Source organism: Brevibacillus invocatus (assembly GCF_003710915.1).
Taxonomy (GTDB): domain Bacteria; phylum Bacillota; class Bacilli; order Brevibacillales; family Brevibacillaceae; genus Brevibacillus; species Brevibacillus invocatus.
In genome coordinates, this window is sequence record NZ_RHHR01000022.1 from 1 (window position 1) to 13,456 (window position 13,456).

Genomic DNA, 13,456 nt, shown 5'->3' on the forward strand with positions numbered 1-13,456 from the left:
ACTATCTTCCGCTAATCTTTTTAACGCTTTAGCGCACTTAAACTTTCCGATAGTACAAAAAAAGAGCACCGATTGCTCGATGCTCCAAGGATGGTATCTATGGTTCATAGATAAAGGGGAACTGCGATATATGCAAACGGGACAAGTCCCGGAATGCAACGAATTCAATACCTGAGCAAACTCTTACTGCTGTGGAGTTTTGCTCAGCTTCACACTTGCTGTGTTCTTCACGCCATCACGATAGTAGGTAATTTCCACGCTCTCGTCCGGCTTCTTGTTCAAAGTCAGGAATTTGCGCAGCTGGGCACCATTGGTAATATCCTTGTTATCCATTTTGACGATGACGTCGTACTGACGCAGACCCGCCACACCGGCCGGCGAGAATTTGCCTACCTCGTTGCGAATGACTACACCCGCCGTTACTTCATCCGGCAGATTCAGTGTTTCCTTCCAGTTATAACGCGGTACATTGGTCAAATCATACGGGGTAACCCCAAGGTACGCGCGTTCGAGCTTCCCATTTTCCATCAGCTCCGTGACGATTTTCTTCACATCATTGATCGGAAGGGCGAAGCCCAGTCCCTCAATCCCGGACTTGGAGATTTTCAGTGTATTGATTCCAATCACTTGCCCATGAATGTTGACGAGAGCACCACCGCTGTTACCTGGGTTGATTGCCGCGTCGGTCTGCAGGACGTCCAATTCCCAGTCGTCCTGTCCATCTCCGTCAAAGTCCATTGGCATCGAGCGCTCCAGCGAGCTGATGATCCCTTGTGTGACGGTGCGGGAAAATTTCATGCCCAGCGGGTTCCCGATGGCAATCGCAGGCTCTCCTACCCGAAGTGTGGACGAATCGCCCAGCTCAGCTACGGTCAACACCTTGGAACCGTCGATTTCCAATACGGCCAGGTCTGTGAACATATCGTAGCCCAATACCTTGGCGTCTACTTTTTCACCGCCTGGTAATGCAACCTCCAGCTTTTGCGCCTGGTCGATCACATGGTAGTTGGTAATGATATGCGCTTTTCCGTTTTTCTTCTGAAAAATGACTCCTGAGCCCTGACCTTGCTCGATGTCTTCCGAAGAATTGCTCCAGTAATTGGTCCGAGTACGACCGATGTTGATGATCCCAACAACGGCGTTTTCCGCTTTTTCTACCGCCTGTACGGTTCCCGTATCGACGGAGACAGAGATAGGCTGGGCAAACAGATTCGCTGCCGGATTGCTCATGGCATTCGTCGCTCCCGACTGCACCATGTTGATGTAACCGGCGTTTGACAGAGTTGGCAGCATGAGCAGTACGACCATTCCTCCAATCACTGCCGATGTGATGGACGTCATGATCAAGCGTCCAACACCTGGCGCACGTTTTCTTTTTCGTTCCACATGATTCAAATCGTCATAAAAACCCATAAGTCCATTCTCCTTCCTCTATTACTAGGGTAACAGGTTTTTTTACGCTCTATACTTGTCTGGGGTTGCTGTTATTTGTTTCCCGCTGTTTTCATCCTCATTTCCCTATGGAGCAGTATCCTTACCTGCTTCCCTCTGATACCCACAGTATACGCTCCTCTTTTGGCAAAATCGCGTGAGAAATATGGAAAGGTTGTGGAATGTGCAAAGGCTCTCGGAATATTTCACCGAGAGCCCGGATATGATAGATTAAAAGCTTTTGTGCACTCGTTTCAAAAGCAGCAAAAAAGGAGTGATAGAGTTGAAAGAAGTTCATTTGCACGCAAAACTAGCTGACTTGCAAGAGGTGGATTACCATAATACGCTGGTCCTTCACTCCATGATCGCCGTCATGATTGACAAGGGCTTCTTCACACAGGACGAGCTTACCCGCAAGATGAATGAACTCGACTCCCAGCTGACCTTTCAGATCGAAACATACACCCGAATTTCTGATGCATTGCTAAGCCGCACCAATCCGGACAAGCCTATTACGTTCAATCGCAACGTTTAATTTTCTACAGCACTTCCAACCTGGTGGGCCGATCCGGGTACGTGTCTCGCAGATGAACATCGTCGCCCACTTTCAGTCCCTGTTCTTCCAGAATATTTTTGACCGTCAGACGAGCGAGATCAATCATGTTGTTCTCCTTGCTCAAATGCGCAAGATATACACGCTCTGCTCCACCATTGAGGCATTCTATCAAAGCCTCTCCAGCCGATTCGTTGGACAGGTGGCCAACATCGCTTAAGATCCTGCGCTTGATGCTCCAGGGGTACTGGGACATGCGCAACAGCTCCACATCGTGGTTGGACTCGAAGATGTAGGCATCCGCGCCACGAATCGTGTCCTTGATTCGCTCGCTGACATAGCCTAGATCCGTTGCGACACTCAGCTTCTTGTTTCCTTGATAAAAACAGAAGCCCATCGGCTCCGCTGCATCGTGGGAAATTCCGAACGATTCGATGCCCAAGTCCTCAAGCTCTTGCTTTTCGCCCACTCCAAACAGTCGCCGTTGATCCTCCTTGATCGTGCCAATCTGACCGTCCAGCTCGTTCCACGTCTTGGCGTTGGCGTAAATCGGCAGTCCATAGCGACGTGCCATTACCCCAACGCCCTTGATATGATCGACATGCTCATGTGTGACCAGGATCGCGCTGAGCTCTTCCGGCTTCACCCCGATTGTCTGCAGCGCCGCTTCCGCCTGCTTCCCCGTAATCCCTACGTCAATCAACACAGAGACTCGATCCGTAGCCACGTAGATAGCGTTGCCTGTACTTCCACTTGCTAAAACACTGAATTTCACCGATCATCCCTCTTCCCGCCAGCGTTCCCTAGCTGTCTCATTACCCGAAAACTTGCTGTCTCTATCTTTTGGTCATCAAAGGCCGCTCCACTGCAGCTGTAATCGCATTGACATAGTGAAGCTTGCCATCATGAATGACTCGCCAGACGGGTACCAGCGATTGGATATCAGCATCATAGGAGCCAAAATAGCCAAGGCTTACACTTTCGATTCGCTCTCCCGGCTCGATGATCTGCTTCTCCACCAAAGAGCGAAGCGCTACATATCCAGAAATGACTTGTCTGGCACCTTCCTGCTCACGGAGCTGCAGGTACGTTTGTCTGTAGCCAAGAATAGCTCCGGTGTCCAGACTAACCTCCAGAGGAGCCACGAACACAGGCACCTTCTCATACGTCTGCCAGTACAGCAATCTACTCTGATTGGATTGATACAAATCAGCCGTATACTGCTCTCCGTACAACAGTAATGGCCCTAGTTGACGCAAAAGCTCGCCCGGCACGATTTGTCCACGAATCTGAATCGGCGGGATCAGCTCCGCATGCAAGGCTTTCTTTTCCATCGTCGCCTTGACACCCGGCAGCTCCTGCATGTGAAAAGGATTAATCCCCAGATACTCAGCCTGCAAATAACTCATCTCCGGTGTTTCCTGCGGGATCTCAGTCGCCAGCGTGATGTTTTGCTGGCTCAGAAAAAGCTCCGTTTCCCACTTGTCACTGCGCGTCAACTCCTGAGCACTCCAACCGCTGATCCTGGTCACATACACCTGGTAGCCGAGGAATATATCGAGCAGCAAAAACGCCCAGATCAGAATTGTCTTGGTTCTACTCCAATCCATTCGCCCTGCCTCCCCCTTCGTTGGATTTAGCAGGAATAAGCAGCGTAGGCTGATTTGGCACTTCCACCACCCATGTCGGGATCAACTCGATATAATCGTCAGACACAAAAGTCTGATAAGCCAAATACGTATTCGAAATCTCCTCGGTATTGGCCAGCTTTTTATCCCGAATCAACTGATAGAGCTCTGGCCCCGACATGACCGTCAAGTCCCTGTTGGTGATGTACGTTTCCAGATCCAGCATCGAACGGCTCATCGTGACTACCTGACCGGCTTCCGATATGATCTCAATGGTATCGATCGGCTTTTCTCCCTTGCTGACCAATGGATAGGCACCGATATACTGTCGAAACGTTATACTATCCTTGTCGTTATAGCTCTTCTTGATATCCTCGAGATAATAGTCATCGAGCCAGCCCAAATGCTTGTTGACGAAGCTGACCGCGCTTTGGAGCTTCTCTTCATCGGTTATAGGCAGTATTCTCTGCTGGTACGCCGGGTCTGTAAACGTGATCGCCTTCTGTTCAGACCTCACCTGAATCGAACGGCTGCCATCTGTATAGATGACCGTCTTGTCCCTTTCCATGATCTGTCGAACCAGAGTGGGATCGAGGAAATAGGCCTCCATCAGCTGCTCTGTAGGTACCGTCGTATAGGAGAAGCGGAATTGCTGCATCCTGATTTGATGCTTTGGCAGGTAATACATGTGCCAGTAGGAATACCCTTTCGACTCCGGATCGGATGTATTGTACTTCGCAGGAATCACTACCTTCATGATCTGCTCTGGCATTTGATTGCCATTGGCCAGATACGATTCGCGCAAATCCTTTGGACTAATGGAAGTGCGTGAGCGCATGACCTTCTCCTCTTCACCCGATAGAAACAACGCATAGACAAGATCTTCCTCCGGTTCATGGTACAGCCAGATCCGGTCAATCCCCATCAAACGAATATTATACTCCTCCCGAAACGTCACCAGCCTGCCTACTGCTGACAAGGGAAGATTGCTTCTGAAGCGAACCTCCAACCCCAACTTTTCCCGGGCAATTTCCTCCCACTTTTCATGTGTGAGTGTATACGGGGTGAAGTCGAGAAAAATCCATCTGGGCATCTCGCGCATGATCATGCTGTACTGCCCATCTGTCGCTACCGCTTTTGTATGGCGATCTTGTCCGTAATGAAAAACGACAGCAGATGGTGTGATCATTTTCTCCAGCGATTTTTCAAGTACCGGCTTTGACTCCGTATACTTGGCCGGCTCGATAAACTGTAAGTTCGGCTGATTGATCCAGATCATCCCGGTCAAACAAAAGCTGGTTATGACGAGCAAGCTGAGAATGACGGTTTTTGCCGTTTCCAACCACCGCTTCATCTCGCACTCCCCCCTTGAAACAACGGAACCCAGAACGTGACTGTCGTCCCTGCGTTCAATTCGCTGGTGATCTCAATATCGGCTCCATGTGCTTGCACCAGTTCCCTGGCGATAGCCAGTCCCAGACCCGTTCCGCCCTGACCGCGCGAACGCGCTTTGTCTACGCGGTAAAATCTTTCGAAAATCCGCTTCAAGTCTCGACTCGGAATTCCAATTCCCGTATCGGTGATCGAGATTTGAACGCGATTTTGAGCATGGATTTGGGCATGCACCACGACACGCCCACCCTGAGGGGTGTATTTGACCGCGTTGGAAAGCAGGTTGTCCAACACCTGATTGATCGCGTCCTGATCGATATAGACCGAAGGCAACGGTTTCGGTATATCCAGAGCAAGCGTGACCTCCTGTTGTTCACTGAACATCGAGAAGCGATCTACCGCATAACGCAGCATCTGGTTCATATCCACTTCCTTGCAGTGGAGACGAACCCCTTGTGAATCAAAGCGAGACAGCTGCAGCAAGTCATTGACCAGCCGGATCATCCGCTCGGTCTCAGACATGGTGACACGCAGAAAACGGTTAGACAGCTCCTTTTCCTCCACTGCGCCATCCAACAATGCCTCCACATAGCTTTTGATCGTCGTAAGCGGCGTACGCAGCTCGTGGGAAACATTCGCTACGAACTCCCTGCGCTGATGTTCCATCTGCTGCTGTTCGGTAACATCAGCGACAACCGCGATGATGCCCCCTCGCTTTCCGCTATCGTGCTGCAACGGCGTGAACATCACACGTAATATCACTTCTTCACGGTTGGGCAGCACCATTTCGATAAAAAGCGGCTCTGTTTGCAGATGGAGCGGCATCTCTTCCTCTGGTGGTAGTCCCAGCAGCTCAGGCAACGTTCGCCCTCTGTTGATCACATCCCACATCTCCACCTGCAGCATCTCTTCCGCAGCCCGGTTCAGCAAAATGATCTGACCGTCCCGGCTGGCAGCAATCACGCCATCCGACATGTTGCTTAAGATGCTAGCCAGCTTTTCCCGCTCTTCTTCCTGCTGTAAAATCGCTTCCTGAAGCCGACGTGTCATATGGTTGAATGCCATCCCCAGTTGACCGATCTCATCCGTGCTGTAGACGCGAACGTTGCTTTTAAAATCCCCGTCTGCCACTGATCTTGCCTGGCGGGTCATTTCCTTCACCGGCTTGGTGATTGTCCGCGCCAGTACGAAGCCCAATCCAGCCGTAATCAACAAAGCGATCATGGTACCGGAGGCCAGGATTCCGTTCATTTTGCGAATCGTGGTATACGTCCCCTCCATCGATGCGACCATATACACGGCACCGTAGACGATCTGATCTCCCTTGATCGGAAGGACAAGCACCTTCACTCTCGCCCCTGTCCGTGGATCGATCCGCATCGATTCGCTTCGTGTTCCCAAGAGCGCGACCGTCACCTCTGGCTGCGACGTTCGACGGCCGATAATGCTTCGGTCCTCCGTCGTGCTGAGAACTGTCCCAGTCTGGTCAATCACCTGTACGTTCGCTCCGTTGATCTTCACCAGGTTGTTGATCAGGTTGTCGATGTCCAGGCGCATTTGCTCGACGTTCTCCTCCTTTGCCTCCCGCGAGCGCAGATCGCTCTCCAAAAGACTCGCCAACAGGCTCGCTTGGGCATTGAGCGCCTCAGAGAAGTTGTTGATATAGTAGCTCTCGACTTCTCTGGCAAAGTAAGCGCCAATAAACTGCATGGCTAACAAGATCAACAGCATGTAGATCACGACAATCTTCCATTGGATCGTCTTGAACAGCCGCCTCATCCAGGCGTTCCTCCGACTCCTGGGTTGCGCATGGAATAGCCCAGACCTCGGCGCGTTATGATATATTTTGGTTGACTCGGGTCATCCTCGATTTTTTCCCGCAATCGGCGAATCGTGACATCGACAGTCCGGACATCGCCAAAATAGTCAAAGCCCCACACCGACTGGAGTAGATGCTCACGGGTCAATACCTGTCCCTGATGACGAGCCAGATAGACCAGCAACTCGAATTCTCGATGCGTCAATTCCTGCTCCAGCGGGCTGCCGCCTTTTTCTACCGTATACGAGTTCAGGTCGATATCCAGTTCATGAATGCGCAGAAGCCGGTTCTCCTGCTCTTCTGCCTTTGGCTTGTTGCGGCGCAAATGCGCTTTTACCCGCGCTACCAGTTCACGCGAGCTGAATGGTTTGGTGACGTAATCGTCAGCTCCCAGCTCCAACCCCAACACCTTGTCCAGCTCGGAATCTTTTGCTGTCAGCATGATGATCGGCACATCGTATGATTGACGCACGGCACGGCATACCTCCATGCCATCCCGACCAGGAAGCATGACATCAAGCAAAATCAGATCGGGGCGCTCTTCCTGTACGGCAGTCAATGCCTCTTCTCCGTCGTACGCGCACACCACCTGATACCCTTCTCGTTCAAACGTAAATTTCAAAATATCTGCAATCGGTTTTTCGTCGTCTACTACCAGGAGTTTTGCCATTTTGCTTCCTCCTCTCTCAGAAGAAATTCTACTTTCCGTGTCTCTATTCCTCTAGATTACACGATGTTATACCCGTAATGAAGCCCTCGAGGCGCTCCACACGTCAGCCAAACCTTTCCTTTGGTGCTGCTAAACAACAAAGGAGCACTCTGATCAGAGCACTCCTTTCATTTCCATATAACTTTTTGCTTATTTTAAGAAACGCATTGGGTTCTGAGCTCGTCCATTTTGTAGAACCTCAAAATGCAGGTGAACTCCAGTGGAGTTACCGGTAGAACCCTTCACACCGATTTTCTTGCCTTGCTGCACGACATCGCCAACTTTTACATGGATCGTGCTCAAGTGACCATACAAGGTCTGCATGCCATTTCCGTGGTCGATGATGATCGCTTTTCCATAGCCACCATCCCAGCCAGCAAACTTGACGCGGCCGTTATCGGCAGCCATGACTGATCCAGACCCGGCAATATCAATTCCTTTGTGCAATTTACCCCAGCGTGACCCAAAACCACTGCTGATATATCCTTGAGCTGGCCAAGCAAGACGGCCTGTCCCACGAGAAGGGATGACTTTGGTTCCCCGCTCCACGACTTTGATGACGGGCTCGTTCACAACTTCTTGCTTCAGGATGTTGCGCGCAACAACTTGTCCATTCTCTTTCACCACTTCGTACTCAACAAGCTTGCTGCCGTTCTTGCCTTCCTGGACCACCTTGGTCTCTCCCTTTGGCAAGGTTTCGTTGTTGTTGTACTGCGTGTTGAAAGGAATCTCTTCTTTTTGCGTCACATTTTCCTTTACCTGTACCGTTACCAATGGACGGATTGCCGTTACATTGATTTGTTGACCGAGCTTGAGAACGGTGTTCTCTGTAATGCCCGGATTATTTGCGTAAATATCTTTCGATGTGATGTCATACTGTTTGGCGATGCAACCAATGCAATCACCCTCAACTACCGTATGGACCATATCCTTGAACGTACCCTTGATGAGGAGCTCCTCTAGCTTGTCCGCCGGCAGGATCTGAGCAGATGGCACAGTCTCACGCTGCACGTCTACCTTTTCCTTGAAGGCAACTTCCTTGACAGGACTCGCCTCAGGCGCGCTCAGAGAAGCGGCAGCCACCGCGCTTTTCTTTTCCCCATTAGCAGTCATTGTAGCTAGTTTTTCAGCCGGAATACCCGAATACTTCTCTTTCACCTTAGCGAGCACTTGATCGGCAACAGCCTGATCAGATACATACCCGACAGGTTGTCCATCGATAACCAGCTTTACGGCGTCTACCTTGAAGTCAGCAATGGCTGACAGTGCCTTTACGGCTGCCTCGTTGTCATATTCCCCTTTGTACAAACGCTCTTCCTGGAAGCTAATCGAGTCTGAAAGCGTGAAGTTATAGCCACTCTTCGATTTTTCCTCATCCAGCTTGGCTGCGGTCCAGTTCTGAATCACTTCAGGGCTGTCCACTACTCCAATTTCCTTGCCGTTAACGATCACATGGTAAATCGAGTTGATGTTGCTTGTGTAATAGTACTGAGCAGATGCTCCCGTGGTTACGGTGAGCAGAAATACAGACGTTACAGTAATGACTTGCTTTTTATGAGTGGTGATGTAAGTGCTTGTATGCTTCATCGTGCGTTTCGCCATATCACTACACTTGCGAACGACCTGTTTCGACCGTTCCTGCAGCTCGGCCTTCCATTTGGCCCATTGCATAACTTGTCCCTCCTGAAAACAGATACAGCATGCTTACCGTCTATTTCCTGAAAATTTTAAATATACTAACTAGGTACTTTATACCAAATCTTGGTTTCCATTAATCTGCCAAATTGCCTAAAGAAACCAACTATGTCGACTTTACCATAAAAATATCGATATCAGCAAGTGTAAAATGCCGTCGAATAAAAAAGTATAGGATGTGTCATGATATATCCATGATATTGGAAAAATTTATGATGATTTTTAGGGGGTTATTGTGTGAAAGAGCAAAATATTCTGGCAGGTTTTTCAACCGAAGAAGCTGCTACTCAAGCCAAAAAAGCACTACTGGAAGCCGGATTTTCGACTGTACAGATCGATCATGTTGGACAATTTCCGGGAAGTGGTGTGGATTCTATCCTAAATCCGATCACAGGAGAGTTTTCTTCTCTTGCCAGTCTTACCCTGTCTGGAGACTTCCCAAGCGGCCGTGACGCCAGCGTCCTGGCTGCAGCAGACCCCGATGCGAGCGGTATGGCAGACAGTGGAGACGACCCTTTTACGCCATTTTGCTGACTGCCGTCGTTCCTGCGGATCGCAACGCTGAGGCCACCGAAATCATCCGTTCTTTTGGTGGAATGGTTTAATTAAAAAATAAGCAGCCACCTTCTCCACTAAAGGTAGAGGGTGGCTCACCGTTTTTTGCACATGTAGGGGTTACACCTCGAACATAGACGTGACGTCTTTTAGTGCCAATCGACGAATGGTTGTTTTTTCGGCATCGCGTTGCTTGTAGGTGGTGATGAAGCAGAGGTATCCCTTGTTATAATGAGTCATGGTTCCCTTGATGACGCAGCCATTCACCATCTTCACCTGCACGTTCTTCCCCAGTAGCTTCATGGCCTTCTGATCGAATCCCATCATACGTGATCACCTCTCCATTTCCTGCCTTTGCTTTTACCATATGCCCAGAAGGTACAGAATCGTGTCTGTCCTGCTTAAAAAAATGTGAAAAAACCTGTGATATAAAAAACGGGCAGGAGCCGCTTAGTCTCCCTGCCCGTTAGAATGTTGCGATCTGTTAAGCCCGCTCTGCGATCATTCCGTCGTGATTTCTTCCCCTTTTTCATCGACCCCTAAAGCATTGCGAGCCATCGTTCGATACCCCTCCAAACAAGACTTCAATGCAAAGTCTGCGAGAAGTCGGGAGATGCGGACATCCGCTCGATGATATGGTCCTGCATTCGCGGCCATACCCGGCCTCCTGCCTTCTCATATCGTTTGAGCAGTCCTGCCAGGCCCGATTCCCCGATGCCTCTCATCACAAAAACCTCCAAATGCAAAAAAATCCCTCTCAGTATAACACTTGCCACAACATAGAGCGACCCCGCCAATTGCCATGACGGGGTCGCTAATTCGGTTAACTCACATTCATTAACCCCAGATGCCGCGAACAACAACTGTTTGCTCACGATCTGGACCAACGGAGAATATAGACATTGGAATACCAGTCAATTGCGTGATGCGCTCGATGTAATGACGCGCATTTTCCGGCAGATCATTCAGGTTGCGGATACCGGTGATATCCTCAGACCAACCCGGCAGCTCTTCGTATACAGGCTCACACTTCGCCAGCAGATTGAGGTTGGCCGGGAAGGATTCGATAATCTCGCCATTGTACTTGTACGCTGTGCAAATACGCAGCGATTCGATGCCTGTCAAGGTATCCAGCTTGGTAATCGCCAGACCAGTGATGCCGCTGACACGACGGGCATGGCGCACGACCACGCTATCGAACCAGCCTACACGGCGTGGACGACCAGTAGTTGTACCGTACTCGAAGCCAACTTCGCGGATGTGATCACCTGTCTCATCTGTCAGCTCAGTCAGGAACGGGCCATCACCTACGCGAGTGGTGTACGCTTTGGCTACACCGATAACTTGATTGATTTTGGTAGGTCCTACACCGGAACCAATGGTCACTCCACCTGCAATCGGATTGGAGGAGGTTACGTAAGGATACGTACCTTGGTCGATATCCAAGAGCACACCTTGCGCTCCTTCAAACAGAACGCGGTTGCCGTTGTCAATCGTATCGTTCAGGACAACAGATGTATCTGTCACATAAGGGCGAATGATTTCCGCATAGCCCAGATATTCGTCCATGACTTCTTGCAGATCAAAACCAGTTGTATTGTATAGCTTCTCCAGCAAGAGATTTTTCTCAGCCAGATTACGCTCCAATTTGCGTGCAAACTCTTCACGATCCAACAAATCAGCGATGCGAATACCGATACGAGCGGCTTTATCCATGTAAGCTGGACCAATGCCTTTGCGAGTTGTACCAATTTTGTTCGCTCCGCGGCTATCCTCTTCTACCCCATCCAGTTTGATGTGGTAAGGAAGGATCAAATGAGCGCGGTCACTGATGCGCAGATTTTTCGTGGAAAAACCAAAGCTGTGGATGTATTCCAGCTCTTTGACAAGAGCTTTCGGGTCAATCACCATACCGTTGCCGATTACACAAATCTTGTCTGTATAAAAAATTCCGGATGGAATCAAGTGCAGCTTGTATTTGTTACCACCAAAAATAATGGTGTGTCCAGCATTGTTACCACCTTGGTAACGAGCCACTACCTCTGCGCTCTCCGCCAAATAATCGGTAATCTTTCCTTTACCTTCATCGCCCCACTGGGTTCCGACGACAACGACTGTTGACATCGAAAAACACCTCCTGATATCATCATGTCCTTTTGGGCCTGAAACAATCTAAGTGTACTAAACCATTTCCTGTATGTCAATTAAAATACGAACGTTTCAATGGAAAGTTGAGTATATGTTCGGTAATTATCCATTTGAAAAAAAGAAAAAGCCGGATATTCTCCGACTCTCCTCTTTGCTCTTATTCTGCTCATTATTGTCCAGCTACATCCCGGTATCGATTGTCCAAACTGACGAATTTGTTGTATTCCTTCAAAAACGCCAGCTCAACCGTACCCGTAGGGCCGTTACGTTGTTTGGCAATGATCACTTCGATGACATTCTTGTTCTCTGTTTCCTTGTCGTAATAGTCATCACGATACAGAAACGCTACGATATCCGCGTCCTGCTCAATCGAACCGGATTCACGAATGTCGGACATCATCGGACGCTTGTCCTGACGTTGCTCTACACCACGGCTCAGCTGAGAGAGCGCGATTACAGGAACATTCAGCTCACGGGCAATTCCTTTCAAGGTCCGGGAAATTTCCGATACCTCCTGCTGACGGTTATCGCCTTTCCCTCGTCCATGAATCAACTGCAAGTAATCGATCAGAATCATGCCAAGCCCTTTTTCTGCCTGCAGGCGGCGGCATTTAGCGCGTATGTCCATCACCGTGACACCTGGCGTATCGTCGATGTAGATCGGCGCCTTTGCCAGCGTACCGATCGCCATCGTCAGCTTCTGCCAGTCGTCTTCCTCCAGCCAGCCTGAACGCATCCTCGAAGCATCCAGATTTCCTTCTGCACAGATCATCCGCTGTACAAGCTGGGAAGCACCCATCTCCAGCGAGAAGATCGCGACGGTCTCTCCTGCACGGGCAGCTACATTCTGGGCTACATTCAGTGCAAAGGCTGTTTTCCCTACGGAAGGACGGGCAGCCAGGATAATCAAGTCACTTCGTTGAAAGCCTGAGGTCATCTTGTCCAGATCCGTATAACCGGATGGAATTCCTGTCACATCTCCACGGCGCTGGCTCAAAAACTCAATGCGCTCGTAGGTTTCCAATAGAACATCACGGATCGGAGTAAAGCCGCCGCTGTTGCGGTTGCGGCCAATCTCCATGATGTACTTCTCGGCATCCGAGAGGATCTCACCAACTTCATCCTCTCGCGAATAACCATCATTGGCAATCTTTGTTGCTGTATGAATCAATCGCCGTAAAAGCGATTTTTCTTCCACAATTTTGGCGTAGAATTCGATATTGGCTGCTGTAGGAACCGAGCTGGCGATCTCCGTCAGGTAGGTAACACCACCGACCTCATCCAGCAGCTTATGGTCCTGCAGCTCAGCTGTTACTGTAACGAGGTCGACCGGCTCACCCTTTTCATACAAGTCCACCATCGTCTGAAAGATGCGCTGATGCGCAGTCTTGTAAAAATCCTCCGGTCGGAGGATTTCTATGGCGGCGATGAGAGCTTCCTTGGATAAGAACACGGCACCAAGCACGGATTGTTCGGCTTCCTTGTTCTGCGGCGGCACACGATCCAAAAAAAGGTCGCTCACGTCA

General features: G+C 49.9%; 13 protein-coding genes. 2 read left to right on the forward strand and 11 right to left on the reverse strand.

Annotated features, from left to right (window positions below; translation table 11 throughout):
- Positions 1-183: 183 nt before the first annotated feature.
- Positions 184-1,413, reverse strand: coding sequence for a S1C family serine protease (locus EDM52_RS13485; RefSeq protein ID WP_122909507.1), 1,230 nt, complete (start codon positions 1,411-1,413; stop codon positions 184-186).
- A gap of 301 nt (positions 1,414-1,714) precedes the next feature.
- On the opposite strand from EDM52_RS13485, the gene EDM52_RS13490 reads away from it, so the two are divergent.
- The gene (locus EDM52_RS13490; protein WP_122909508.1) at positions 1,715-1,966 is read left to right on the forward strand and encodes a hypothetical protein; all 252 of its coding nucleotides are present in this window, start codon (positions 1,715-1,717) and stop codon (positions 1,964-1,966) included.
- A 4-nt stretch (positions 1,967-1,970) separates the two neighbouring features.
- On the opposite strand, the gene EDM52_RS13495 is transcribed toward EDM52_RS13490, so the two are convergent.
- The 6 genes from EDM52_RS13495 to EDM52_RS13520 all read right to left on the reverse strand — a co-directional run bounded on the left by EDM52_RS13495 (position 1,971) and on the right by EDM52_RS13520 (position 9,203).
- On the reverse strand, positions 1,971-2,759 hold the full coding sequence (locus EDM52_RS13495; protein ID WP_122909509.1) for an MBL fold metallo-hydrolase: 789 nt from the start codon (positions 2,757-2,759) through the stop codon (positions 1,971-1,973).
- 61 nt (positions 2,760-2,820) lie between these two features.
- Positions 2,821-3,594 (reverse strand): two-component system regulatory protein YycI, encoded by a 774-nt coding sequence (locus EDM52_RS13500; RefSeq protein ID WP_122909510.1) that lies wholly within the window; start codon positions 3,592-3,594, stop codon positions 2,821-2,823.
- A complete protein-coding gene (locus tag EDM52_RS13505) occupies positions 3,581-4,966 on the reverse strand; it encodes a YycH family regulatory protein (RefSeq protein ID WP_122909511.1) in 1,386 nt (461 codons plus the stop codon). Before EDM52_RS13505 ends, EDM52_RS13500 begins: the two co-directional genes overlap by 14 nt.
- Positions 4,963-6,783: a cell wall metabolism sensor histidine kinase WalK gene (gene walK, locus EDM52_RS13510; RefSeq protein WP_122909512.1), complete on the reverse strand. Its 1,821-nt coding sequence runs from the start codon at positions 6,781-6,783 to the stop codon at positions 4,963-4,965. The genes EDM52_RS13505 and walK overlap by 4 nt, the downstream gene beginning before the upstream one ends.
- A complete protein-coding gene (gene yycF, locus EDM52_RS13515; protein ID WP_122909513.1) occupies positions 6,780-7,493 on the reverse strand; it encodes a response regulator YycF in 714 nt (237 codons plus the stop codon). The genes walK and yycF overlap by 4 nt, the downstream gene beginning before the upstream one ends.
- Positions 7,494-7,682: 189 nt before the next feature.
- On the reverse strand, positions 7,683-9,203 hold the full coding sequence (locus EDM52_RS13520) for a M23 family metallopeptidase (protein WP_122909514.1): 1,521 nt from the start codon (positions 9,201-9,203) through the stop codon (positions 7,683-7,685).
- Positions 9,204-9,464: 261 nt separating this feature from the next.
- Here EDM52_RS13520 and EDM52_RS13525 point away from each other — a divergent pair, with 261 nt between their 5' ends.
- Positions 9,465-9,761 carry a hypothetical protein gene (locus EDM52_RS13525; protein WP_245996910.1) on the forward strand — a complete coding sequence of 99 codons (297 nt, stop codon included), beginning with the start codon at positions 9,465-9,467 and terminating at the stop codon, positions 9,759-9,761.
- Between the two features lie 141 nt (positions 9,762-9,902).
- Here EDM52_RS13525 and EDM52_RS13530 read toward each other — a convergent pair whose 3' ends face one another.
- From EDM52_RS13530 to dnaB, 4 genes are all read right to left on the reverse strand, one after another.
- Positions 9,903-10,106: a hypothetical protein gene (locus EDM52_RS13530; protein WP_412850222.1), complete on the reverse strand. Its 204-nt coding sequence runs from the start codon at positions 10,104-10,106 to the stop codon at positions 9,903-9,905.
- Between the two features lie 177 nt (positions 10,107-10,283).
- The gene (locus EDM52_RS24705; RefSeq protein WP_183185081.1) at positions 10,284-10,439 is read right to left on the reverse strand and encodes a hypothetical protein; all 156 of its coding nucleotides are present in this window, start codon (positions 10,437-10,439) and stop codon (positions 10,284-10,286) included.
- Positions 10,440-10,619: 180 nt separating this feature from the next.
- On the reverse strand, positions 10,620-11,906 hold the full coding sequence (locus EDM52_RS13535) for an adenylosuccinate synthase (RefSeq protein ID WP_122909516.1): 1,287 nt from the start codon (positions 11,904-11,906) through the stop codon (positions 10,620-10,622).
- 193 nt (positions 11,907-12,099) lie between these two features.
- Positions 12,100-13,452, reverse strand: coding sequence for a replicative DNA helicase (gene dnaB / locus EDM52_RS13540; RefSeq protein WP_122909517.1), 1,353 nt, complete (start codon positions 13,450-13,452; stop codon positions 12,100-12,102).
- Between the last annotated feature and the right edge of the window lie 4 nt (positions 13,453-13,456).

Excerpts from the sequence above, each read along its gene's own strand:
- EDM52_RS24705 (WP_183185081.1), bottom strand. The coding sequence starts at position 10,439 with ATGGCCGCGAATGCAGGACCATATCATCGAGCGGATGTCCGCATCTCC.
- EDM52_RS13530 (WP_412850222.1), bottom strand. The coding sequence starts at position 10,106 with ATGGGATTCGATCAGAAGGCCATGAAGCTACTGGGGAAGAACGTGCAG.
- EDM52_RS13520 (WP_122909514.1), bottom strand. The coding sequence starts at position 9,203 with ATGCAATGGGCCAAATGGAAGGCCGAGCTGCAGGAACGGTCGAAACAG.
- yycF (WP_122909513.1), bottom strand. The coding sequence starts at position 7,493 with ATGGCAAAACTCCTGGTAGTAGACGACGAAAAACCGATTGCAGATATT.
- walK (WP_122909512.1), bottom strand. The coding sequence starts at position 6,783 with ATGAGGCGGCTGTTCAAGACGATCCAATGGAAGATTGTCGTGATCTAC.
- EDM52_RS13535 (WP_122909516.1), bottom strand. The coding sequence starts at position 11,906 with ATGTCAACAGTCGTTGTCGTCGGAACCCAGTGGGGCGATGAAGGTAAA.
- EDM52_RS13485 (WP_122909507.1), bottom strand. The coding sequence starts at position 1,413 with ATGGGTTTTTATGACGATTTGAATCATGTGGAACGAAAAAGAAAACGT.
- EDM52_RS13500 (WP_122909510.1), bottom strand. The coding sequence starts at position 3,594 with ATGGATTGGAGTAGAACCAAGACAATTCTGATCTGGGCGTTTTTGCTG.
- EDM52_RS13505 (WP_122909511.1), bottom strand. The coding sequence starts at position 4,966 with ATGAAGCGGTGGTTGGAAACGGCAAAAACCGTCATTCTCAGCTTGCTC.